The sequence below is a fragment of the Saccharothrix ecbatanensis genome (genome assembly GCF_014205015.1).
Taxonomy (GTDB): Bacteria; Actinomycetota; Actinomycetes; order Mycobacteriales; family Pseudonocardiaceae; genus Actinosynnema; species Actinosynnema ecbatanense.
Window position 1 is genome coordinate 2,345,759 of record NZ_JACHMO010000001.1, and the last position, 22,889, is coordinate 2,368,647.

Consider the following 22,889-nt stretch of genomic DNA (forward strand, 5'->3'; position numbering starts at 1 on the left):
ACCCCTCAGGCGGTGCGCAGGGTGAGCAGTGAGATCTCGCTCGGCGCGAAGACCCGCAGCGGCGGCCCCCAGAACCCGGCGCCCCGGCTCGTGTAGAGCCTGGTGCGCTCGCCGTGCCGGCTCAGCCCGGCCAGGACCGGCTGCTGGAGCCGCACGAGCAGGTGGAACGGCCAGATCTGGCCGCCGTGCGTGTGACCGGACAGCTGGAGGTCGACACCGGCGGCCACCGCCTTCGGGATCTCGCTCGGCTGATGCGCCAGCAGCACCACGGCATCGTCGTCACGAGTGCCCGCCAGCGCGGCGGCGAGGTCGGAGCCGTGGCCCGCTTCGCCGGAGTGCGCGGCGGTGATGTCGTCCACGCCCGCGATCACCAGCCGCGCGTCACCGCGTTCCAGCACCCGGTGCTGGTTGTGCAGGCTGGTCCAGCCCAGGTCGGCCATGTGGTCGAGCCAGGCCTGGGCGTTGCTGCCGTACTCGTGGTTGCCGGAGACGTAGAACCGGTGCCGCGCCCGCACGTCGCCCAACGCGGCGGCCTGACCGCGGCGCTGCGCCACCGTGCCGTCCGCGATGTCGCCGACGTGGACGACGACGTCCGCGGCGAGTCCGTTGACCGCCGCCACCGTGCCCTCGGACCACTTGGTGCGGTCGATCGCGCCGTAGTGCGTGTCGGCGAGGACGGCGATGGTGAGGCCGTCGAACGCCTTGTCGAGCCGGGGGAGCACCACGTCGGTCCGCTTGATCCGGGGCACCCGGCGTGCCTCGATGATGCCGTAGGCGACCAGGGCCAGGGCGACCACCAGCAGTGACACCGCGACGAACCGCGAGCGGAACGGGTCCGCCACGTCCGTTGCCGCCAGCACGAGCCGCAGCACGTGGGCGATCAGGGACCAGGCGAAGAACACCCACGCGACGCCGAGCATCAGGTGGGCGGTGCGGGCGGCCCGGTCGGAGTGCTCACGGCCGTGCGCACGGACCAGGAGCAGCGGGAACGCCACCGACGTGACCACGAAGAACGCTGTGCCGACCGCCTGAACGGGCCACGGCCACTGGGCGCCCGGCGTGAGCAGCACCGTCCACGGCACCCAGAACAGCAGCGCGGTCACGGTCAGCAGCACCGCCGTGAAGACGACCCGCCGCCGTGCGGCTGGACGGGGTGGCGCGGTCGTCGTGCTCGACATCGGTTCTCCTCGGCGTTACGAACCAGTGGGCTCTTATCGAAGGTAGCCCGCCGCCTGGCAGCTGTCCAAGTTTGCCGGTGGAGCGCCCGGAAACCCTGGTCGCATGGCCGACGACGAACGTGAGATCCGCGTGCCCGAGGTCGACACCACGGCGCAGGAAGAGCAGCTGGCCGACACGCAGCGGAAGATCGACGAGGCGAAGGTGGCCGCCGCCGACCTCGCCCGGACCACCCCCGATCCGCTGCCCGACAGCGAGCCCCCGGAACGGTCGACACCCGCGTCCTAGCCCCTCCGCGGGCTGGTCCACAGTGGACTCACCCGAATGGCGGTTGCCGACTGTGAACACGGGTATGGATAGTTCGATCTTCCGTGTGAGATGTTCAGTCGATTGCCGCTTGACCGGGGGTAACAGGGCGTGGCCCGTCCAACCCGCAGCGTGGTGGGCCCGCCACTGTCGTCACCCGGGCAGGCCGGCTTGCGTCGGATCAGACGCCTGACCGAGGTCTACGCCTGGCTGTCCGGCGTCGCCTTCACCCTCCAGCTGTTCTTCCTCGGGGACGGGCACGGTCGCCTCCTGCTCCTCGTGCTGGTGCCCGCCGTGCTCGCGTCGTGGTGGCTGCGGCCGGCCAGGGACGGCTGGGCGGTGGCACTGGTGGAAGGCGTGATCGCCCACGGCGCGGTGTTCGTGCTGCCCAATCCCCAGCCGGTCATCGGCTTCCTGTTCGCGGTGACGATGCGGCGCGCGCTGCGCGGCCACACCGAACGGTTCCCGCTCAAGGCGGTGCCCGCGCTGCTCGGGTACCTGTCCGGGTTCGGGGTGTGGGTCGTGGTCAACCCGGCCACGGTGACCGGCCCGCTCGTCACGTCCGTCGTGATGCCGCTGGTCGCTCTGGCGGTCGGGACCATGGCGCTGCACGAGACGGTGCGCTCGGCGAGGCTGCTGGAGGACGCGCACCGGACCGTCGAGGCGGTGGTGGTGGCCAGCCCGGTCGGGCTCGTGCTGCTCGACGCCTCGGGTGCGCCGCAGCTGCACAACGAGCGGGCGCGTCAGCTGCTGGAGTGGGACGCGGGCGGCTCGGGGCGGGTGCCGTGCCCGCACGGTCCGGACATCTCGCGCTGCGGCGACGGCTGCCGTTCCGCCGAGGACCCGGTGGAGGTCGGCGTGACCCGTGCGGACGGCTCGACCGGCGTGCTGGCGGTGCACGCGGTGCCGGTGGAACACGTCTCCGAAGAGCACACCGTGGTGACCGCGCTGGACGTGAGCAAGCGTCGGGAGTGGGAGGACGCGTTGCGCACCCGCGCGGAGCGGGACGAGTTGACCGGGCTCGCCGGGCGCACGCACTTCCTGCACCTGGTGGACGAGGCGTTGCGCGGTGGTGAGGCGGTCGGCCTGCTGGTGCTGGACCTGGACGGGTTCAAGGAGGTCAACGACGCCGAGGGGCACGAGGCGGGGGACTGGTACCTGGTGTCGGCGGCCGAGCGGATCAGCCGGGCCATCGGACCGGTGGCGACCGCGGCCCGGCTCGGTGGTGACGAGTTCGCCGTGCTCGCGCCGGGGCATGACGTGCGCGACTCGGCGCGGTTGGCCACCCGGATCCTGTCCGAGCTGGCGCGGCCGTTGACCGGGCTGGGGCACGAGACGGTGATGCGCGCGAGTGTCGGAATCGCCGTGTCGTCACCCGGCGCCGGCACCACGGAGCTTTTGCGTGACGCGGACACCGCGATGTACGTGGCGAAGCGGGAGGGCGGCGGGCGGATCAGGCTGTTCCGGCCGGAGATGGGGGAGCGGGTGCTGGCCCGGCAGCGCGACAAGGCCGACCTGCGCACGGCCGTGTCCGACGGGCAGTTGGTGTTGCACTACCAGCCGATCGTGGACCTGGCGACGTCGGCGGTGGCCAGCGCGGAGGCGTTGGTGCGGTGGCAGCGTCCGGGGCACGGGTTGCTCGGGCCGGGTGAGTTCATCGGGCTGGCCGAGGAGACCGGGCTCATCGTGCCGCTGGGGAACAGGGTGCTGGCGGGTGCGTGCGACCAGGCGATGCGGTGGCGTGAGCAGGGGCGCGCGTTGGGGGTGACGGTGAACGTGTCCACGCGGCAGTTGTCGGTGCCCGCGTTCCTGCCGTCGTTGGACCGGGTGTTGAAGACCACCGGCCTGCCGCCCGATCGGTTGACGATCGAGGTGACCGAGTCGGTGTGGGCCGACGGCGCGGCGATGCGCGGGCTGATGGAGGTGCGGGAGACGGGGGTGCGGGTGGCGTTGGACGACTTCGGCACGGGGTACTCGTCGCTGAGCTACCTCCAGCGGTACCCGTTCGACGTGGTGAAGATCGACAAGTCGTTCACCGGCGCCCTCTCCGAGACCGGTCGCACCGCCGGCGTCGTCCGCTGCATCATCGACCTGGCGGAGGTCCTGGGCGCCGACACCGTCGCGGAGGGCATCGAGACCCAGGCCCAGGCCGACTGGCTCCGCGACGCCGGCTGCGCGTACGCCCAGGGCTACCTCTTCGGCCGTCCCGACCTCCCCGAGAACTGGCGCCCCCACCCCACAACCGCGTGAGTCCTACGTTCAGAACCCGTGAGTCCTACGTTCAGGACCACCGTGTCCTACGTTCAGGACCCCTGAATTCAACGCTCAGGACCCGACGACTGTCGGTGCGCGGTCGTAGGGTCCGCGCCATGACGACCACCACGCCGTTGCACGCGGTGTACTGCGAGGGTTGGGACGCGGAACGCCGGGCCGTCGTGGGCCGACTGACCGCCGCCACGGCCCGTGAACGCGACCGCAGCGGCGAGCAGTACGCCGTCGCGGTGATCGAACCGCAGACGCACACCGTCGTCGCGGTCCTCGAAATCGCCTGGAGCGACCACTTCGCGCGCTGCTGGCACCTCGACGTCCGCGGCCGGAGGCACGCGGTGGACGAGTTCCGCGAACTGGACGGTCGGATGTTCCTCCTGCGCTCCGCCGAGTGGGGCTACGACGACCCGGAGCAGCCGGAGTTCGACGAGGAGCGCGCCCGGCACGAGGAGGTGAAGCACCACCCGGACGGGACGGCCACGCGGACCACCCAGCCGCAGGGCGGTTCCGGACCCATGAGGGTGACCACCGTGCTGACGCCGGTGGAGGACCTGTACCTCGACGTGCCGCGGTTCGGCGAGTGGGGCGGCCTAATCCGGTCGGACGCCGAGCTGGTCGTGCAGCCCGACCCGTCGGCGGACGAGACAGTGGAACCGCCGTGGCGGCCCGCTGCGCCGCTGCGACCCGAACGCCTGGGCCTGGTGTTCCAGCCGGACGTGCGGTGGACGCTGGCGAAGACCGACCACACCGTGGTCACCGAACTCCGGGACGGCGGCACGGTCCGGTTGCCCAGCGGCCGCCTGGTGGTGGCGGACCCGGCGTGGTTGAGCGTCGAGCTCGAGCCCTTCACCGCCACCGTCCGGCCCGGCGACTACGGCGTCGAGTTGGCGGTGGTCCGGTTCGTCACCGAGGAACACCGGCGGGTGGCGGCGGCCAAGCTGGTCGTCTCCACCGAGCCGGTGGCGTCCTGGGAGCCGGCGCTGACGGCCGGGCAGAACCCCGTGCTGCTCGGTGACGGCGCGTTCTTCGGCTTCGGCGTGGACGCCGGCACGGCCTGCTTCGTGGACGGCGACGTGCTCGGCGAGATGGAGCGGATTCTCGAGGAGTCCTGTGAGACCGTGGTCGGGATCCCTGCCGGCGAGACGGTCGAGGTCCGCGAACCGGAGTCCGGCGCCACGCTGGTCGCCTTCGGCAGTGGCTGGGGTGACGGGGCGTACCCGACGTGGGTCGGTCGCACGGCGGACGGCGACATCGCCTGCTTCGTCGCCGACATGCTCGTCCTGCACGGCGCGACGGCGGTGCAGGACGAGCACGAAGATCAGCCCAGGTCGGCGAGGGTGTTCCAGAACATCAGCTCGTAGGAGTGCAGGAGGCGGGCGGCGGGCATGGCGCCCTCCGGCTTCCACCCCGTCGCCAGCACCTGGTCCAGGGCGCGCAGCCCCAGCGCGTCCAACTCGGGCGCGGGCACGGCGAAGAAGTCGAAGAACGCACACCCCGCGTCGTCGAAACCGTAGTGCTCACGCAGCGCCGCCGCGATCGTCGCGCAATAGCCGCCCCATTCCGCGAAGTTCGCCAGAATCGCGAGCAGCGCGTGGTGCGGATTGCCGTCCAACGTCAGCCTGGCCACGTACGACGGGTACGCCTGGCATCCCGGCAACGGCCGGTACGCGGCCACGTCATCCGGGCTCAGACCGCACGCGGCGGCGAAATCGGCCAGCTTGGCCAACGCCAGGCCTTCACCTCCCGCGACCGCCGCGAAGAACTCGCGTTGCGCCGGTTCGGTGGACTGCGCGGCCAAGGTGAGGAAAGCTCGCCAGTCGCTCTGGACGATGCGGTGCTCCTCGGCCGCCAACGCCTTCAACGCCGCCAGTGGCGCCTCACCACTGGCGATCAACGGTACCAGCCGGTTCGTCCCTCCCTCGCCCTTCAGCTCCTCGCGCACCCGTTCCAGCAGCGCTTTCGCGTCCTTCGTCATCGCTCTCCCTCGTCCCGGCGCCGTCGACCCGCGGCATGATCAATGGGCACTCTATCGACGCCCCAACCCGTGCATATGCACGCACACGCACTTCCTACGGTGAAGACTCGGCAACAGGGATTGACGCCGACTCCCCTTTCCGGTCTCATGACTCCCGCCTTGTAGGATGTCAGCGTTGCCGCAGTAGGGAGAGCCGGGATTGCGCGTCGCCGGAACAACCTCGGTCGAAAACCGCGGAATCCCGATCGAAAAGTCGCACCGGGTGTGGATCGGTTACCTGGTATTCGGCCTGTTATCGATCGGCGTCTACTATGCCCTGCCGATCTTCGTCGGCACGGTGCCGCTGCGGGTCATCGTCTACTGCGCGGTGAGCCTGTCGGCCGTCATCGCCGTGTGGTGGGGTGTCCGCCGGAACCGGCCCGAGCCGCGCTCGCCGTGGGTCGTGCTGGGGCTGAGCCAGGTCGTCTACGTCCTGGCCGACTCCACGTTCTACGTCTCGCACTACGTGTTGAACGAGACGAGTTACCCGTCCGTGGCGGACGCCTTCTACATCGGCCACTACCCCCTCGTCGTGGTCGGCCTGGTCATGCTGATCCGGCAGCGCCGCTCGGACCGCGACCTGCCCGGCCTGCTCGACGCCGTGTCGCTGACCGTGGTCGCGGGCCTGCTGTCGTGGGTGTTCGTGATCGGCCCGCAGACCCGCCTCGGCACGCCGCTGCTGGTGGAGATGGCCTCACTGGCGTACCCGCTGATGGACCTGGTGCTGCTGCTGGTGTCACTGCGGCTGCTGTTCGACGGCGGTCGGCGTGAAGGGTCGTTCGTCCTGCTGGTCCTGTGGCTGACCGCGATCCTCACCGCCGACACGGTGTACGTGCTGCAACGCCTCGCCCACAGCTACGAGGCGGGCAACTTCCTGGACGCGATCTGGCTGACCGGGAACCTCGCGCTCGGCGCGTGCGCGCTGCACCCGTCGATGGGGCGGATGGCGCAGGCGGTCGACGTGCCCGCGTTGCGGCTGAGCTGGCCGCGCCTGGCGATCCTGTCGACCGGCGCGTTGATCGGACCGGTGGTGCTGCTCGTGCAGCACGCCCAGGGCGTGCGCCGGGACGTGCCGGTGATCGCGGCGGGTTGCGCGGTGCTGTTCGCGTTGACGGCGACCCGGCTCGCGGGCCTGGCCGTGGACCAACGCAGCCTCGCCATCACGGACAGCCTCACGAGGCTGCGTAGCCGCCGGTACTTCGAGGCCCAGCTGGCGGACGAGGTGGCGCGGGCCAGGCGCACCAACTGCCCGTTGGGCGTGGTGATCCTCGACGTCGACCGGTTCAAGTCGATCAACGACCGGTTCGGGCACCCGGCCGGTGACCGCGTCCTGGTCGAAGTGGCGACAAGGCTGCGTGCCGTCGCCGGGGCGGATCGAGTGCTCGCCCGGTACGGCGGGGAGGAGTTCGCGCTGATCGCGACCGGTGCGGACGCGGAGAACCTGCACCGACTGGCGGAACGGCTGCGGCACGGTGTCTCGCACCACCCCATCGCCGTGAGCGGACGGCGTTCGGTGACGGTTACGCTCTCGGCCGGCACCGCCGCGTTCGCGCCGCACTACGGCACGGCGTCCGCGCTGGTGTCGGCGGCGGACCGTGCGCTGTACCTTGCCAAGGATCTTGGTCGGGATCGCGCGGTCGCCGGTGGCACATCGCTCACCGAACACCGGGAGGACGTCGCGGTGGACTACCTGAACCAGGTCGCGGACCTGGTCGATCTACGCGTCGCAAGCCCCGGGCGCAGCCTGGCCATCGCCGACTGGGCGCGGACCATGGCAGAGCACCTGAAGCGCGACCCGGGGGAGATCCGCACCGCGCACCGCGCCGGACGGCTGTTGGACGTCGGCATGATCGTGCTGCCGGACGACCTGCTCACCGAGTCCGGCCCGCTCACCGACCAGCAGTGGCACCTCTTGTACGAGCACCCGGACAGCGGCGCCCGGATGGTCGGCGTGCTGCCAGACCACGGCGACGTGGCGGAGGTGATCCGCCAGCACCACGAGCGCTGGGACGGCGCCGGCTACCCGGTCGGGCTGACCAGGGACTCGATCCGGGTCGAGGCGCGGATCCTGTCCGTGTGCGACTCGTGGGCGGCGATGCGCGCCGACCGGCCGCACCGGCGGGCGTTGACGCACGAGCAGGCCGTGCGCGAGCTGACGTCCGGACGTGGCGCCCGGTTCGACCCGGAGCTGGTGGACGTGTTCCTGGAGTTGCTGGAGAAGCGGGTCGTCGGCGACCTGACGGCGGGTCCCGCTGCCGGCTCGGCGGCGGTGTGGGAGGACAGCCGCCTATCGTGACGCCATGTCGCGCCGGGCACTGATCACGATGACAACGGACGAGGTGCGCGCGTTCCTTGAGGAGCAGCGCGTGGTCACGGTGGCCACGATCGGCCCGAACGGCAGGCCGCACCTCGTGCCGCTGTGGTTCGTGCTGGAGGACGGCGAGCTGGTCGGCTGGACGTACCGGGCGTCGCAGAAGGTGGCGAACCTGCGGCGCGAGCCGGAGGCCACGGTGCAGCTGGAGGCGGGGGAGACCTACGACCGGCTGCGCGGCGTGACCATGGAGTGCGACGTGCGGCTGGTGGAGGAGCCGGCCGAGGTGGCACGGATCGGCGCGGCGGTGGCGGCGCGGTACTCCGGGCACAGCGGGCCGGAAGTCGATGCGCTGGTCGCGGCGCAAGCGGTGAAGCGGGTCGGGCTGCGGTTCGCGCCGACCTCGGTGGTGTCGTGGGACCACCGCAAGTTGAGCGGCACTTATTGAGGCTCGTTCTGTTCGACCTCGACGACACCCTGGTCGACTTGGCCGGGGCCTTCGGTCGTTGGGCGGTGGAGTTCGTCGGGGACCACGATCTCCCGTCCCATGCGGTGTCCTGGCTTGTGGCCGCGAACCGCCGTGCGACCGGCCCCAAGGACCGGCTGTTCGCCGAGATCCGCGCGCACTTCGGCCTCACCGATCCGGTCGACCGGCTGTGGGGCCGTTACCGGTCGCGGATTCCCGAGCTGGTCGCGCTGCGCCCGTTCGTGCTGGACGGGCTGGTGGGGCTGCGCGCGGCCGGCTGGCGGCTCGGCGTGGTGACGAACGGTCAGCCGGACAACCAGGTCGCCAAGCTGCGGCGCACCGGCCTGGCCGACCACGTCGACGGCTGGTGCGTTTCCGCCGAGGTAGGCGTGCGCAAGCCGGACCCGGCGATCTTCCGGTCGGCCGCGCGGCGTTGTGGCCGACCGATCGAGGACGGCCGCATCGACGGCTGGATGGTGGGCGACAGCGCGGAACTCGACGTCGACGGCGGTCGCCGGGCCGGGCTGGCGACGTTCTGGATCAGCCACGGCCGACCGTGGCCCGCCGATCTGACGCCGCCTGACCGCGTCGCGTCCGACACCCACCTGGCGATCCAGGCGCTCCTCGAACGCCGCTGAACGGTCAGCGTAAGTGAACGCAAGTTTCTGTAAGTCATCTGCAAGCACAGTGATCAGCGGCGCACCGCACCGACCGTGAACGCCCTGTACAGGCGCGATGTCGAACGGCTGAAACCGCTGCACACACCAGACATTCGGGCTAGTCGTGATTTTGCGGAGTTTCGTAGACATCTTGCGTCGACTCGATCGGGCTGCTTAAGGTGTGCGCCACGCCACACCCTGCGACATTCCCTGCCCGCAGTACGAGGTCCCGTCCAACGAAGGGCTGAACCCATGCGAGTCGACCCCACCCACCGGCGCCCGTTGGCGCTCGGCGCGGCGGCGGTGGCCACCTCCCTGGTAACCGCGCTGGCCGTCGCCGCCGCACCGGGCGAGGTGTCCGCTCAAGTAGCCGCGGCAGCCGCCATCTCGCCGTTCGACATCCCCGGCCGGGGCGCCGACGTGCCCTTCGTCGAGCACGAAGCCGAATCCGCCGCCACCAACGGCACGAAGATCGGCCCCGGCCGCCGCCAGGGCACGCTGGAGGGCGAGGCGTCCGGCCGCCAAGCCGTCACGCTGTCCGGCCAGGGCAAGTACGTCGAGTTCACCCTCACCGAACCGGCCAACTCGATCGACCTCCGCTACAGCGTCCCCGACGGCAACGGCGGCGCGGGCATCACCGCGCCGCTCTCCTTGTACCTCAACGGAACGAAGACCGGCAGCCTCACGCTCACCTCGAAGTACGCCTGGCGCTACGGCGGCTACCCGTACGCGAACGATCCGAACCAGGGCAAGCCGCACCACCTCTACGACTCCACCCGTGCCCTGTTCCCCGGCACGCTCCCCGCCGGCGCCAAGGTGAAGCTCCAGGTCGACGCCGGCGACACCGCGCCGTCCTACACGATCGACCTGGCCGATTTCGAACTCGTCGCGCCCGCCGCCACCCGCCCCGCGAACTCGGTCTCCGTCACCGACCACGGCGCCACCCCGAACGACGGCACGAACGACAACGCCGCCTTCGACGCCGCGATCGCCGCCGCCAGGGCGTCCGGCCGCGAAGTGTGGATCCCGGCCGGCCGGTTCACCGTCACCAAGCACATCACCGTGGACCAGGTGACCGTCCGCGGCGCGGGCCACTGGCACAGCGTGGTCGCCGGCGACCGGGTCGGCTTCTACGGCCTCGGCGAGCCGTCGAGTTGCGGCCAGGGCGGCAACTCCGGCGTGAGCACCCGCGTCGGCCTGCACGACTTCGCGATCATCGGCGAGGTCTCGAACCGGGTCGACTGCGACCAGACCAACGCCATCGGCGGCGCGTTGGGCGGCGGTTCGGTGATCTCCGGTATGTTCCTCCAGCACACCAAGGTCGGCCTGTGGCTGGACGGCCCGTTCGACGGACTCACCATCCGCGACAACAAGGTGGTGGACCAGCTCGCCGACGGCATGAACCTGCACCGCGGCATCAGCAACGTGCTGATCGAGCACAACCTGTTCCGCAACATCAGCGACGACGGCATCGCGTTCTGGTCGGAGCACCAGGCCGACCACAGCAACACGATCCGCCGCAACACCGTCGTCGTGCCGATGAAGGCCAACGGCATCGCGATCTACGGCGGCCGGGACAACATCGCCACCGAGAACGTCGTGGCCGACACGCAGGACCAGGGCGGCGGCATCCACGTCGGCAACCGGTTCTCGTCCGTCCCGCTCGCCGGCACGACCACGTTGTCCCGCAACACCACCCTGCGCGCCGGTGTGCTCGACTCCAACTGGCAGTTCGGCGTGGGCGCGCTGTGGTTCGACGCCCGCGACGGCGCGATGAACGGCCGGATCGACGTCACCGACACCGATCTGATCGACAGCAACTACGAGGCGATCCAGTTCATCAGCGGCACTATCACGAACGTCCACTTCAACGGCGTGCGGATCAACGGCGCGGGCACGTTCGGCATCCAGCTCCAGTCGCCGGGAGCGGCGTCGTTCACCAACGTCACCGCCACCGGACTCGGTCGCGCCGGGATCTACAGCTGCCTGGGGGAGAACGGGTTCCAGATCACCAAGGGCGCGGGCAACTCCGGCTGGGACGGTCCGTCGTACTGCGGCCCGTGGCCGGACCCGATCTACGGCGACCCGACCAACCCGCCGACCAGCACCACAACCACCACCACAACGACCACGACGACCACCACTACGACGGTTCCTCCCGGCGGCAACCTGGCCCGGGGCAAGGCGGCCACGGCGTCCAGCGCGAACGGCGGGTTCCCGGCCTCCAGTGCGGTGGACGGTGACGCGAACACGTACTGGGAGAGCGCGAACAGCCAGTTCCCGCAGTCCCTGACCGTCGACTTGGGACGGTCGGAGAGCGTCGGCCGACTGGTCCTGAAGCTGCCGCCGCCTGCCGCGTGGGAGGCGCGCACGCAGACCTTGAGCGTGTCCGGCAGCACGGACGGCAACGCCTACAGCCAGGTGGTCGCGTCCGCCGGGTACCGGTTCGATCCGGCGTCGGGCAACCAGGTGACCATCCCGGTGTCAGGGAGCCACCGCCACCTGCGGTTGACGTTCACCGGCAACACCGGGTGGCCCGCCGGTCAGTTGGCCGAGCTGGAGGCGTACAGCGGCCCTGCGACGACCACGACTACGACCACCACCAGTCCTCCACCGACCGGGAACGTGGCGCGGGGCAAGCCGGTCCAGGCCTCGGCCAACGGCGGTTTCCCGGCGTCGAACGCGGTGGACGGTGACGTGAACACCTACTGGGAGAGCCCGAACAACGCGTTCCCGCAGTCGCTCACGGTGGATCTGGGCCGGGGGATCGCGGTGAACCGGATCGTGCTGAAGCTCCCGCCGGCGGCGGCGTGGGCCGCGCGCACGCAGACGTTGAGCGTGTCCGGCAGTACGGACGGCAATGCCTACAGCCAGGTTGTGGCGTCGGCCGGGTACCGGTTCGATCCGGCGTCGGGCAACCAGGTGACCATCCCGGTGTCGGCGAACCACCGCTACCTGCGGTTGACGTTCACCGGCAACACGGGGTGGCCGGCCGCTCAGCTGGCCGAGTTGGAGGCGTACGCGGGCTGACCCTCACTCCGACGGGAGATCGCCCCGCCACGCCCGCTGGTTCTCCGTGATCCGCCCGAACAGCCGTTTGAACTCGCCGAACCCGTCGCAGCCGACGCGTTCGGCGTTGCGCTGTTCGATGGCGGCCATGATCGCGTCGGCCTGGACCATCTGGTCGAGCCCGCGTTCGGTGGGCATGACGAGCTTCGCGCGACGGTCGCACGGGTCGGGGTGGCGGGTGACGTAGCCGAGCGCCTCCAGCTCGTCCAGCACCTTGCCGACGACCTGTTTGTGCTGGCCGGAGCGCCGCGCGATGTCGGTGGCGCGGGTGCCTTCGGGGTCCAGGTAGGCGAGCACGGCGCCGTGCAGGGGGCGGAGGTCCGGGAACCCCTGGCGGGCCAGCGTGTCGAACAGCTCCTCCTGCACGGCCAACAGCAGTCGGCTGGTGAGCACGCCCAGGTCGGGGTGGGTCAGTTTGCGTTCGCCTCGACGCATCGCGCCGCTCCTTCGGTCACCCAAGGTGATAGTCACCATATTTGACTATCACAGGCTATGACTATAACGTCTTGAGCGTGATCAAGCAGCAGGAGGAGTCCACCGTGGACAGTCCCGTCAAAGTCGCGATCGTCTACTACTCGTCAACCGGGAACATCGCCCACATCGCGCAGGAGATGGCCGACACGGCGGAGAAGGCCGGCGCCGAGGTCCGGTTGCGCAAGGTCGCCGAACTCGCGCCGCAGTCCGCGATCGACGCCAACCCGGCCTGGGCGGCCCACGCCGCTTCGGCCGCCGACGTCGCGGTGGCCGTCGCCGACGACCTGATCTGGGCGGACGCCGTGATCATGGGCACGCCGACCCGGTTCGGCAACGTGTCGTCGCAGCTCAAGCAGTTCCTCGACACACTGGGTGGCGCGTGGCAGCAGGGGCTGCTGGCGGACAAGGTCTACAGCGGGTTCACGTCCACGGCGACGCTGCACGGCGGCCACGAGTCGACGCTGCTGGCGTTGGCCAACACGTTCCACCACTTCGGCGGCATCGTGGTCGCGCCCGGCTACACGCATCCGGACAAGTTCGCCGACGGCAACCCGTACGGCACCTCGCACCACGACGGGGGTGGCTCGATCGCTGTGGACGACACCGTGCGCGCCGCGGCCCGTGTGCAGGCTGAGCGAGTCGTCCGCTTCGCCCGCGCGATCGCCGCCGCCTGACGATCGTCGAGGCGCGCATCCGGCTTTCGGACGTGCGTGGGGCGCGGTGCGCGACGCACCGCGCCTCGTTCACTTCTTGTCCAGCCACACCATCCACTCGCCGTGCGCGCCCTCGTGCTCGACGCTGATAACGATCTCCTCGCCGGGTCGCCCTCCGGACCCCTGTCCCTGCACGCTGGCGGTAGTCAACCAGGGGGGCGGACGGGTGCTGACGGCGTTACGGGTGGGGGATTTCAGGCTGCTGTGGGCGGCGCGGACGATCAGTGTGTTCGGCACTTGGCTGCTCGTCGTGGCGGTGCCGGCGCACGTCTACCTGCTCACCGGCTCGTACATGGCGGCCGGATTGGCGTTGGCGGCGGAGTTCCTGCCGCCGGTGCTGCTCGGGCCGTTCGCCGGGGTGGTGGTCGACCGGTGGGACCGGCGGCGGGTGATGATGGCGGCCGACGTGCTGCGTGCCGCCGCCCTCGCACTGCTGCTGCTCGCCCGTGACCCCGGCGACCTCTGGCTGGTCTACGTCGCGTTGGTCGTCGAGAGCACCGGAACGGTGGTGTTCCGACCGGCCGCCCAAGCGCACACGCCGGTTGTCGTCGGCACCGGCACGGCGTTGAGCGGGGCCAACGCGCTGAACTCGATCACGGACGGTGTGGCCCGGCTCGCCGGCGCGCCACTGGGCGTCGCGTTGCTCGGCCTGGTCGGGTTCGAAGCGCTGGTGCTGATCGACATGGCGAGCTACCTGGTCTCGGTCGGCCTGATCGCGTTGATGTCCAAGCGAGCCACCACGACCACAGCGCGGGGCGTGGGCAAGGAGTTGGCGGAAGGGCTGGCGTTCCTGAAGAAGGAACGGACGGCCTCGTCACTCCTGGTCGTCAGCAGCGTCTTCCTGGCGGCGAACGCCTCGCTCAGCGCGTTGCTGGTCCCGTTCGGCATGACGACCCTGGGCGGCATCGGGCCGGTCGGGCTGGTGATGTCCGGACTGGGCGTTGGGTTCCTGCTCGGTGCGCCCCTGACCCGGCTCCTGGTCGACAGGCTGCGCACCGGACCCCTGCTGGCCGCCGCACTCGTCGCCACGGCCGTGGGTTTCGTGCTGCTGTTCAGCTCACGGTCGATGACTTCCGCCGTGCCGGCCGCAGTTCTCATCGGGTTGGCCGGGTCCGCGGTCCTGGTCGTCACGCAGACCGCCGTGCAACGGGTGACACCCACCGACGTGCTGGGACGGATCAGCGCGGTGATGTTCACGGGGGAGGCGGTGGCGACGTTCGTCGGCGCGCTGGCCGGCCCTGCTCTGGCCGAGACCACGTCACCGCGCACGGCCGCTTACACCGCGTGTGCGATCACGTTGCTCAGCGCGGTCTACGCGGCCAGATCGACGCCTTCCGTTCACCAATCGTTCGCCCGCTGATTCGCCGTTCCCCGCGTCATACAAGGGGAACGGGAGAGATGATCAGCGGGGAACACGGGGGTGAGCGGGTCCAGTGAAACGCCGGTTGTCCATCGGCTTGGCCGTGGTGTTGTTGGCCGCCGTCGTCGCGGTGGTCGTGTGGGGTCGTTCGGACGACGCCGAGGGCGGCGAAGCGGGCGACCTGACCGTCGTGCGCGGCGTCATCGGGTCGGAGAAGCTGGCCTTCTTCAGCGATCAACGCGTGGTCGACGCGTTCGCCAAGCAAGGTCTGAAGGTAGAGGTGGACACGGCCGGCTCGCGGCAGATCGCCACCTCCGTCGACCTCGGCAAGTACGAGTTCGCGTTCCCGTCGTCCTCGCCCGCCGCGCAGAAGATCCAGCGCGACCGCAAGACGACCGCCGCGCACACGCCGTTCCAGTCGCCGATGGCCGTGGCCACGTTCGAGCCGATCGTCCAGCTGCTCCAAGCGGCCGGTGTGGTGGCCAAGGGTCCGGGCGACTACCTGGTGCTCGACGTGGCCAAGTACCTGGAGCTGACCAAGGCCGGCACGCGCTGGGACCAGCTGCCCGGCAACACCGCCTACCCGGCCCGGAAGAACGTCCTCATCACCACGACGAACCCGGCCGAGTCGAACTCCGCCGCGATGTACCTGTCGATCGCGTCGTTCGTGGCCAACGGCAACACCGTGGTCGGCACGCCGGAGCAGGAGGCGGCGGTCCTGCCCGACGTCGCCCGGCTGTTCCGCGACCAGGGCTACACGCAGAACAGCACCGAGGGCCCCTTCGAGGACTACCTCGCGGCCGGCATGGGCAAGACGCCGCTGGCGCTGATCTACGAGTCCCAGTACCTCGATCGCGTGGTGCGCGCCGACGGCTCGATCCGCCCGGACATGCGCCTGCTCTACCTCGCCCCGACGGTCTACTCGAAGCACACGCTGGTCCCGTTGTCGGACAAGGGCGACCAGGTCGGCAAGCTGCTGACCACCGATCCCGAACTGGGCAAGCTCGCCGCCACCTTCGGCTTCCGCACGAGCGACCCGCGGCTGTTCGCCGAAGTGGTGGGGGACAAGGCGCCCGCCGACCTGGTGGACGCGGTCGAGCCGCCGTCCTTCGAGACGCTGGAACGCCTGCTCGACGCGGTCGGGAAGTGGTGACTCCGCCCACGCCTGCAGACGCGGGCTTCCTGCGTCGGTGGCTAGGCCCCCGCGCAGAGGGCCAGCCCGGCCCTGTGCAGAACGTTCAGCGCGCCGACGCGGTCCGCGTTCTCTCGGAATCCGCACTTGACGCACTCGAACTTGGCTTGGGTGGTGCGGTTCTCCGCGCTTACGTGTCCGCATCCTCCGGCGGAAGGCGGGCACGTGCGGGAGGTGTTGCGGGCGTCCACCGCGATCACTCGGCGACCGGCGCTCTCAGCCTTGTTCGCCAGGATTCGGAAGAACAGCCCCCAACCCGCGTCCAGGATGCCGCGGTTCAACCCGGCCTTCGCGGCAGCCCCGTTCGGAAGGAACGAGCCCGCGTTGTCCGGATCGGACTTGGGTGCGGGCGCTCGCGTCATGCCCGCCGTATTCAGCTTCTCGTGCCCGATCACGTCGTGCTTGGCGATCACGGCGTTCGCCGCCTTGTGGTGGTGGTCCAGGCGGCGGCGCTGGATCTTCGAATGAAGCCGGGCGACTTTTCGCGCTGCGGCCCGGTGTTTCCTGGTGCGACGTCGGATGCGTTTGGGGAAGGCGTCCAGTACACGCTGAGCGGCGGCCAGTACGTCGGCCATCGCCTTCAGGAATCGCGGGTTCTCCTCGTGGTTCCCGTTGGAGTCGGTGAAGAAGTGCACCGTGCCCATGTCGATGCCGACGAGCGATCCGGTTGCCGGGAGTCGTGCATCCGGCACGTCGTCGCAGGCCAGGATGACGTACCAGCGCTTGCCCTCGCGCTTGACGCTGACCGTCTTGACCCGACCGTGCACGGGCCGGTGCCGGTGGACCCGGATGTGTCCGACGCCCTGCAACCGGACGCGGGTCTGACGATAGTGAGGGGCGGAGTCCCAGCGGCAGCCGTCCCCGTCCTTGGGGAACTCCACGGTGTCGAAGTGCCCGACACCCTTGAAACGCGGGTAACCCGGCGTCCGACCCGCCTTGACGCGGCGGAAGAACGCTCGCATCGCCTTGTCCAGCCTCCGCAGGGTGGCCTGCTGCGACGAGCACGACCACCGGCCTTGACGTTCGGGGTCGAACGCCCGGATCTCCTTCAACTGTGCGGACTGATCCCCGTACCGCACGGTGGTTACCGACGGGTGGCGGTAGGCGTCGCGTCGTTCCTGCAACGCCCCGTTGTAGAGCGAACAGTGGTCCCGAAGCATCTCCGACAGCGCCTGCACCTGCTTGGCGGTGGGACGGAGGAGGAACTTGTAGGCGCGCTTCACAAACACACCCTCCTTCCACCCCGGTCAAAGCCACTCGATCCTTACACACACGACATGTCTGCTTACCGAGGGGAGGTGGCGAGGATGCCCGGTACAGCCAAGAACGACTGGTCCGGCCCCACAGCGGCGATTCACCCCGCAGCTCTGGCGACGGGGCCCCTCGCCGAACTGTGATGGACGACTTCACCCTCACCGCGCCGGAGCCGGTGACGCCGATCCCGGTGGAACGCGCGGCCGGGCTGATCGCGCTCGGCGACGACGTGCGCGATGACGTCGACCGGCGGGCCGGGCAGTTCGCCGAACGCCTGCAAGCGCTGGACGCCCGGTCACCGGAGTTCACCGCCGTGCTGGACGACGTGCTCGCGGTCGGCGAGGCGGACATGCGTGCCGCGGCGGGTGTGGCGGGCGCGATGCTGGACCGCTCGGCCCGCGCCATGCGTGACAACTCGCCGCAGGTCCAGGTCACCACCTCCCTGTCCGACCTGCGCCGCACGGTCGGCGAACTGGACCCGGCCAAACTGCCGATCACCGGCCGCAAGCTGCTGAAGGTCTTCCCCGCCGGGAACGCCGCGAAGAAGGCCCTCGACCGCTACCGCGCGGCCGGTGAGCCGGTGAACGCGCTGGTGGTCGACCTGCGCGACCGCCAGGACGTGCTGCGCCGGGACAACGCCGCCATCAAGGGCGAGCGGGAGCGGTTGTGGCGGGCCATGGGCAAGCTGTCCGAGGCCGCCGCGTTCGCCGAGGCGGTGGACGCGGCGATCGACCGTCAGGCCGACGTGTTCGACCTGACCGATCCGGCGAAGGCACGGGCGTTGCGCGCGGACGTGCTGCACCCGATCCGGCAACGCCACCAGGACCTGCTGACCCAGCTCGCGGTGAGCGCGCAGGGCTACCTGGCGCTGGACCTGGTGCGCCGCACCAACGACGAGCTGATCCGTGGCGTCGAACGCGCGGTGACGACCACCGTGGCCGCGTTGCGGATCGCGCTGCTGGTCAGCGGCGCCCTGGCGAGCCAGCGGGACGTGCTGGACGAGGTCGCCGCGTTGCAGGCCACCACGGACGGCCTGATCCGGGCCAACAGCGACCTGCTGGACTTGCAGAGCGCGGAGATCCGCCGTGCGAGCAGCGACCCGGCCGTCGCGGTCGAGACGATCCGCGCGTCGTTCGACCGGATCTACGCGGCGATCGACGCGGTCGACGGGTACCGGGCGGACGCGGTGCGCACGATGGCGGTGACCGTCGAGTCGCTGTCGGGGGAGATCCGCCGCGCCGAAGAGCATCTGCGCCGCTCGCACGACGCGACGGCGGCCGAGGGGGACCGATGAGGACTGCGCTCGTGGTGACCGGGCTCGTGCTCGCCACGCTGCTGACCGGGTGCACCGACGAACCGGATCCGGCCGCGCCGGTCGGTCCGGCGGAACCGGGTGTGCTGCGGGTGCTCGCGGGCAGCGAGTTGACGGACATGCAGCCGGTGCTGGACGAGGCCGCCAAGGCCACCGGCATCAAGGTGAAGTTCACGTTCACCGGCACGCTCGAAGGCGCCGAGGCGTTGGCGAACGGAGAGGTGGACGGCAAGTACGACGCCGTCTGGTTCTCCTCCAACCGCTACCCGGCGGGCATCCCGGACGCCGCGAAACGGCTCGGCAACCAGGTCAAGATCATGAGTTCGCCGGTGGTGCTCGGCCTGTCGACGTCGTCGGCGAAGCGGTTGGGGTGGGCGGACAAGCGGGTCGGCTGGGGCGAGATCGCCGAGCAGGCCGGGCGCAAGGCGTTCAGCTACGGCATGACCGACCCGTCCGCGTCGAACTCCGGCTTCTCCGCGCTGGTGGGAGTGGCGTCCGCGTTGGCCGGCGCGGGCAACGCCGTGGACGCGGGCCAGATCACCGCGGTGACGCCGCAGCTCAAGAGCTTCTTCGGCGCGCAGGCGCTGTCCGCCGGGTCGTCGGGCTGGCTGTCCGAGGCCTACCAGCGCCGGGCCACCGGGCAGGACCCGGGCGCGCAGGTGGACGGGCTGATCAACTACGAGTCCGTGCTGCTGTCCATGAACGCGGCCGGGAACCTGCCCGAACCGCTCACCGTGGTCTACCCGAGCGACGGCGTGGTCACCGCGGACTACCCGTTGACGCTGCTCACGGACGCCGGTGACGACGCGCGTGACGCCCACCAGCGGCTCAGTGACCACCTGCGCACGGCGGACGTCCAGCGCAAGATCATGGAGACCACGCACCGGCGGCCGGTGGTGCCGGGTGTCGAGCTGGCGTCCGCGTTCGCGGTGCGCGACCTGGTCGAGCTGCCGTTCCCGGCCGCGCGCGACTCGGTGGACGCCCTGCTCTCGGCCTACTTCAACCAGATCCGGCGGCCGTCGCGCACGCTGTACGTGCTGGACACGTCGGGTTCGATGGCGGGGGACCGGATCGAGTCACTGCGGTCCGCGCTGGTCCGCCTGACCGGTGCGGACGACTCGCTCACCGGCCGCTTCCGCCAGTTCCGCAGCCGGGAAGAGGTGACCATGCTGCCGTTCAACACGGCTCCCGGCGCGCCGCGCACGTTCACCATTCCCGAGGGTGATCCGCGGGCCGGGCTGGCGGAGATCAAGGCGTTCGCGGAAGGGCTGCGTGAAGGCGGCGGCACGGCCATCTACGACAGCCTGTCCCGGGCGTACGAGGTGATGGGACCGCTGGTCGCGGCCGACCCGGACCGGTTCACGTCGATCGTGCTGATGACCGACGGCGAGAACTCGAACGGCTCGGGCCTGGCCGAGTTCCAGGCGTCGTACCGCTCGGTGCCCGAGTCGGTGCGGCAGGTGCCGGTGTTCACCGTGTTGTTCGGCGAGGGCAGCAGCGCGGAGTTGGGCATCGTCGCAGCCATGACCGGTGGCAAGGTGTTCGACGCGCGCAACGGTGAACTAGGCAAGGTGTTCCAGGAGATCCGCGGCTACCAATGATCCGTTACCTGGGCTCGACCAAGAACCTCGTCGGCTGCGTCGGCGGTCTCGTCGGCGTGCTGCTGCACCTGACGGGTGTGGTCGGCGGGCTGTGGCCGGTGGTGGTGGCCGGGCTGTACGCGGTGGGTGCGTTGCTGGCGCCGTCGGAGAAGGTCCGGCTGGTGCCGGTGGACGCCGTCACCGAGGCCGGGCAGCTCCGCTCGGAACTCGACTCCCTGGTGCGCGAGGTCGGCACGCAGGCGTCCCGGGTGCCTCCGTCCGCGGTGGCGGCGGTGGGTCGGATCGCGGGGGTGCTCGGCGACCTCCTCGGCCGACCCGACGCGTTGGCCGCCAACCCGGACCTGCGGCACACCGTGGTCCGCTTGGCGCGCACCGATTTGCCGTTGTCCGTGCAGACGTACCTGAACCTGCCGTGGTGGTTCGCGGTGAAGCAACGCGCGGGTGGGGAGCCGAGCCCCGGTGACGAGCTGACGACCCAGCTGGGGCTGCTGGAGGCCGAGGCGCACCGGCTGGCCGAGCGCGTGTACGCGGCGGACGTGAACCAGCAGGCCGACCACACGCGGTACTTGCGGGAGCGGGACGCGGGCGAGCCTTTCTGACCGCAGGGGGAGTTAAGGGGTCGGCGCGGCGGTCGCCTCTCGGCGAGTGGCTCGACGCGGCTCCAGCCTGACAAGACGGTATTCCGCGACGGCGCTAGGTGAGGCCCGGGGACACGGACCGCACCGACCGAAGCTTCCAACGGCTCGGGGCCGTCCGGTGTTCCCGACTGCGCGTGGCGTGCGTCACGAGTCCTCAGTTTCCGTGGGATAGCGTCCGGACGATCGACCATACGGTCGCGTACGGAGGTGTCGGATGACGGCGTTGGCTCTGCTCACGGCAGGTGTGTTGGTGCTGGTGAGTGCGATTCACGTGCTGTGGATCTTCTCGCCGTGGCCGTGGCGGTCATGGGAGGAGTTCGGCCGGAAGGGGGCCGACGTGTCGGTGGACAAGCTGCCGCCACCCGCTCTCACGGCCGCCGTGGCCGTGCTGCTCGGGCTGGCCGCCTACCTCGTTGTGGGACGGGCGGGTCTGGTCGGCGTCCCGGGTCCGTCGTGGTTGACGGTGGTCGGCACGGCGGGTTTGGCGGCGGTGTTCCTGCTGCGCGGTGCGGGCGGGTTGGTCGTGTCGTCACGGCGGTCGACCGACTTCGCCCGCTTGGACCTGCGCGTCTACTCGCCTTTGTGCCTGGCGTTGGCGGTGTCCTGCGCCGTGATCGCGTTCGCCTGACGGTCTCACCCGATCGGGACGCGTGGACCACTGGGGCGACAATCACTATCGCTTCAGTGTTGACTAAACTCAACCATCACGGGTGGTCGCCCGGAATGGGATCGGCCCCCGCCTCAGCACAAAGGCTCAGACGGGGGCCGACGACTGGCTGTGCACGATCAGCTGTGCACGATCGGATCGACTACGCGCACTTCGGCAGGTGCGGGTGCTTCTCGCCGCGCTCGACGGCTTCCTTGGCCAGCGTGCACTGGAGAGCGTGGTACGCGGGCTTGCGGGAGAAGTCGTTCCACATCACGGTCGCCGCACCCTGGCCGGAGAAGAACACCGGCACCCAGGAGTACTTGTCGGTGAAGCCCCAGATCGTGAAGGAGTTGCAGCCCTCCACGTTGAGGCACGCCGACAGCGTCCGCTGGTAGTAGTCGGCCTGCTTCGCCAGCATCTCGGCGGTGGGCACGCCGTCAGCGGGCAGGTCCATCCGCACGTCCAGCTCGGTGATGGCGGTCTCGAGGCCGAGGTCGGCGAACCGGTTCAGGTTCGTCTCCAGGTCACCGGGGAAGCCGTACCGGGTGCTGAGGTGCGACTGGGCGGAGAACCCGTGCACCGGCACGTCCTGCGCGAGCAGGTCCTGGATCAGCGTGTAGTAGGCGTTGCTCTTGGGGTTGACGCCCTCGACGTTGTAGTCGTTGAAGAACAGCTTCGCCTTGGGGTCGGCCTCGTGCGCCCAGCGGAACGCGTCCGCGACGATGCCGGGGCCGAGCTCGCGGATCCAGATGTTGTCGGTGGTCCGCAGCCGGCCCGAGTCGTCGAAGATCTCGTTGGCCACGTCCCACTGCTGGATGTCGCCCTTGTAGCGGCTCACGACCGTGGTGATGTGCTCACGCAGGATCTCGCGCAGCTCGTCGGGCGTGAAGTCGCCCTGCTCCACCCACTGCGGGTTCTGGCTGTGCCACAACAGGGTGTGCCCGCGGACCGCCTGGTTGTTCTTCCGGGCGAAGTCGACGATGGCGTCGGCCATGCCGAAGTTGTAGCGGCCCTGCTCCGGGTGGATGTACTCCCACTTCATCTGGTTCTCGGCGGCCACCGAGCTGAACTCGGCCGCGAGCACCTTGCGGTATTCGAGGTCCTTGGTGAACGGGTCGGGGTAGGGCTGCGACTCGTGGTGGCCGCCGCCGGCTGCGGCGGTGCCGATGTAGAACCCCTTGGGCGCGACCCAGCGGAGGGTGTCCTTCTTGGCGTGCCCTGCCGACAGGTCGCCGCTGGTGGGTACTTCGGCTGCGGCTGCCACCAGTGCCAGCGGTGACGTCAACGCGATCGCGGCAAGCGCGGCGGTGGCGAGGCGGATCGACTTCATGGGGACTTCGCTTTCTCGGACGACTGCGACGGCGGCTTTCGAAAGTTTCGAGATTGACCCAGTAATTTTCGAGATGCCGGACACTAAGTCGATTGCC

The 22,889-nt window shown here is 70.2% G+C and carries 19 protein-coding genes; 14 read left to right on the forward strand and 5 right to left on the reverse strand.

The features are described 5' to 3' along the window. Positions 1 to 5: 5 nt before the first annotated feature. Positions 6 to 1,178 carry a metallophosphoesterase gene (locus F4560_RS10030; RefSeq protein WP_184918900.1) on the reverse strand — a complete coding sequence of 391 codons (1,173 nt, stop codon included), beginning with the start codon at positions 1,176 to 1,178 and terminating at the stop codon, positions 6 to 8. 103 nt (positions 1,179 to 1,281) lie between these two features. On the opposite strand from F4560_RS10030, the gene F4560_RS10035 reads away from it, so the two are divergent. From F4560_RS10035 to F4560_RS10045, 3 genes are all read left to right on the forward strand, one after another. Further along, positions 1,282 to 1,464: a hypothetical protein gene (locus tag F4560_RS10035; protein ID WP_184918902.1), complete on the forward strand. Its 183-nt coding sequence runs from the start codon at positions 1,282 to 1,284 to the stop codon at positions 1,462 to 1,464. 189 nt (positions 1,465 to 1,653) lie between these two features. Then, positions 1,654 to 3,732 (forward strand): putative bifunctional diguanylate cyclase/phosphodiesterase, encoded by a 2,079-nt coding sequence (locus tag F4560_RS10040; RefSeq protein ID WP_184918904.1) that lies wholly within the window; start codon positions 1,654 to 1,656, stop codon positions 3,730 to 3,732. Positions 3,733 to 3,851: 119 nt separating this feature from the next. Continuing rightward, positions 3,852 to 5,111 (forward strand): DUF4241 domain-containing protein, encoded by a 1,260-nt coding sequence (locus F4560_RS10045; RefSeq protein ID WP_184918906.1) that lies wholly within the window; start codon positions 3,852 to 3,854, stop codon positions 5,109 to 5,111. On the opposite strand, the gene F4560_RS10050 is transcribed toward F4560_RS10045, so the two are convergent. Next, positions 5,069 to 5,725 (reverse strand): thiaminase II/PqqC family protein, encoded by a 657-nt coding sequence (locus tag F4560_RS10050; protein ID WP_184918908.1) that lies wholly within the window; start codon positions 5,723 to 5,725, stop codon positions 5,069 to 5,071. The genes F4560_RS10045 and F4560_RS10050 overlap by 43 nt on opposite strands. Before the next feature lie 262 nt (positions 5,726 to 5,987). Between F4560_RS10050 and F4560_RS10055 the strand changes: the two genes are divergently transcribed. The 4 genes from F4560_RS10055 to F4560_RS10070 all read left to right on the forward strand — a co-directional run bounded on the left by F4560_RS10055 (position 5,988) and on the right by F4560_RS10070 (position 12,230). Next, complete coding sequence (locus F4560_RS10055) at positions 5,988 to 8,060, forward strand: diguanylate cyclase (protein ID WP_312869000.1); 2,073 nt, start codon at positions 5,988 to 5,990, stop codon at positions 8,058 to 8,060. A 4-nt stretch (positions 8,061 to 8,064) separates the two neighbouring features. Next, positions 8,065 to 8,523, forward strand: a complete 459-nt coding sequence (locus F4560_RS10060; RefSeq protein WP_184918910.1) for a pyridoxamine 5'-phosphate oxidase family protein — start codon at positions 8,065 to 8,067, stop codon at positions 8,521 to 8,523. Further along, positions 8,520 to 9,179, forward strand: a complete 660-nt coding sequence (locus F4560_RS10065) for an HAD family hydrolase (RefSeq protein WP_184918912.1) — start codon at positions 8,520 to 8,522, stop codon at positions 9,177 to 9,179. The genes F4560_RS10060 and F4560_RS10065 overlap by 4 nt, the downstream gene beginning before the upstream one ends. A gap of 273 nt (positions 9,180 to 9,452) precedes the next feature. Beyond that, entirely contained in the window at positions 9,453 to 12,230 is a 2,778-nt protein-coding gene (locus F4560_RS10070) for a discoidin domain-containing protein (RefSeq protein WP_184918914.1), read from the forward strand. A 3-nt stretch (positions 12,231 to 12,233) separates the two neighbouring features. Here F4560_RS10070 and F4560_RS10075 read toward each other — a convergent pair whose 3' ends face one another. Further along, a complete protein-coding gene (locus F4560_RS10075) occupies positions 12,234 to 12,704 on the reverse strand; it encodes a MarR family winged helix-turn-helix transcriptional regulator (protein WP_184918916.1) in 471 nt (156 codons plus the stop codon). A gap of 77 nt (positions 12,705 to 12,781) precedes the next feature. On the opposite strand from F4560_RS10075, the gene wrbA reads away from it, so the two are divergent. The 3 genes from wrbA (at position 12,782) to F4560_RS10090 (ending at position 15,969) form a co-directional block, all read left to right on the forward strand. Next, entirely contained in the window at positions 12,782 to 13,417 is a 636-nt protein-coding gene (gene wrbA / locus F4560_RS10080) for an NAD(P)H:quinone oxidoreductase (protein ID WP_312869004.1), read from the forward strand. Positions 13,418 to 13,640: 223 nt separating this feature from the next. Further along, positions 13,641 to 14,816: an MFS transporter gene (locus F4560_RS10085; RefSeq protein WP_184918918.1), complete on the forward strand. Its 1,176-nt coding sequence runs from the start codon at positions 13,641 to 13,643 to the stop codon at positions 14,814 to 14,816. Between the two features lie 73 nt (positions 14,817 to 14,889). Continuing rightward, positions 14,890 to 15,969, forward strand: coding sequence for a hypothetical protein (locus F4560_RS10090; protein ID WP_184918920.1), 1,080 nt, complete (start codon positions 14,890 to 14,892; stop codon positions 15,967 to 15,969). Positions 15,970 to 16,010: 41 nt separating this feature from the next. Here the strand turns inward: F4560_RS10090 and F4560_RS10095 are convergent, their stop codons facing one another. Next, positions 16,011 to 17,231 (reverse strand): RNA-guided endonuclease InsQ/TnpB family protein, encoded by a 1,221-nt coding sequence (locus tag F4560_RS10095; protein ID WP_184918922.1) that lies wholly within the window; start codon positions 17,229 to 17,231, stop codon positions 16,011 to 16,013. Positions 17,232 to 17,404: 173 nt separating this feature from the next. On the opposite strand from F4560_RS10095, the gene F4560_RS10100 reads away from it, so the two are divergent. From F4560_RS10100 to F4560_RS10115, 4 genes are all read left to right on the forward strand, one after another. Then, positions 17,405 to 18,556, forward strand: coding sequence for a toxic anion resistance protein (locus F4560_RS10100; RefSeq protein WP_184918924.1), 1,152 nt, complete (start codon positions 17,405 to 17,407; stop codon positions 18,554 to 18,556). Further along, positions 18,553 to 20,175 carry a VWA domain-containing protein gene (locus F4560_RS10105; protein WP_184918926.1) on the forward strand — a complete coding sequence of 541 codons (1,623 nt, stop codon included), beginning with the start codon at positions 18,553 to 18,555 and terminating at the stop codon, positions 20,173 to 20,175. The genes F4560_RS10100 and F4560_RS10105 overlap by 4 nt, the downstream gene beginning before the upstream one ends. Further along, positions 20,172 to 20,774, forward strand: a complete 603-nt coding sequence (locus F4560_RS10110) for a hypothetical protein (protein WP_184918927.1) — start codon at positions 20,172 to 20,174, stop codon at positions 20,772 to 20,774. Before F4560_RS10105 ends, F4560_RS10110 begins: the two co-directional genes overlap by 4 nt. Positions 20,775 to 21,027: 253 nt before the next feature. Next, on the forward strand, positions 21,028 to 21,441 hold the full coding sequence (locus F4560_RS10115) for a DUF3995 domain-containing protein (RefSeq protein ID WP_184918929.1): 414 nt from the start codon (positions 21,028 to 21,030) through the stop codon (positions 21,439 to 21,441). Positions 21,442 to 21,622: 181 nt separating this feature from the next. Here the strand turns inward: F4560_RS10115 and F4560_RS10120 are convergent, their stop codons facing one another. After that, positions 21,623 to 22,792, reverse strand: a complete 1,170-nt coding sequence (locus F4560_RS10120; protein WP_184918931.1) for an endo-1,4-beta-xylanase — start codon at positions 22,790 to 22,792, stop codon at positions 21,623 to 21,625. Positions 22,793 to 22,889: the final 97 nt, after the last annotated feature.

What these genes read in the sequence shown, in the direction of transcription:
- F4560_RS10120 (WP_184918931.1), bottom strand. Translation starts at nt 22,792, where the DNA reads ATGAAGTCGATCCGCCTCGCCACCGCCGCGCTTGCCGCGATCGCGTTG.
- F4560_RS10030 (WP_184918900.1), bottom strand. Translation starts at nt 1,178, where the DNA reads ATGTCGAGCACGACGACCGCGCCACCCCGTCCAGCCGCACGGCGGCGG.
- F4560_RS10070 (WP_184918914.1), top strand. Translation starts at nt 9,453, where the DNA reads ATGCGAGTCGACCCCACCCACCGGCGCCCGTTGGCGCTCGGCGCGGCG.
- F4560_RS10075 (WP_184918916.1), bottom strand. Translation starts at nt 12,704, where the DNA reads ATGCGTCGAGGCGAACGCAAACTGACCCACCCCGACCTGGGCGTGCTC.
- F4560_RS10050 (WP_184918908.1), bottom strand. Translation starts at nt 5,725, where the DNA reads ATGACGAAGGACGCGAAAGCGCTGCTGGAACGGGTGCGCGAGGAGCTG.
- F4560_RS10035 (WP_184918902.1), top strand. Translation starts at nt 1,282, where the DNA reads ATGGCCGACGACGAACGTGAGATCCGCGTGCCCGAGGTCGACACCACG.
- F4560_RS10115 (WP_184918929.1), top strand. Translation starts at nt 21,028, where the DNA reads ATGACGGCGTTGGCTCTGCTCACGGCAGGTGTGTTGGTGCTGGTGAGT.
- F4560_RS10060 (WP_184918910.1), top strand. Translation starts at nt 8,065, where the DNA reads ATGTCGCGCCGGGCACTGATCACGATGACAACGGACGAGGTGCGCGCG.
- F4560_RS10100 (WP_184918924.1), top strand. Translation starts at nt 17,405, where the DNA reads ATGGACGACTTCACCCTCACCGCGCCGGAGCCGGTGACGCCGATCCCG.
- F4560_RS10110 (WP_184918927.1), top strand. Translation starts at nt 20,172, where the DNA reads ATGATCCGTTACCTGGGCTCGACCAAGAACCTCGTCGGCTGCGTCGGC.
- F4560_RS10045 (WP_184918906.1), top strand. Translation starts at nt 3,852, where the DNA reads ATGACGACCACCACGCCGTTGCACGCGGTGTACTGCGAGGGTTGGGAC.
- F4560_RS10105 (WP_184918926.1), top strand. Translation starts at nt 18,553, where the DNA reads ATGAGGACTGCGCTCGTGGTGACCGGGCTCGTGCTCGCCACGCTGCTG.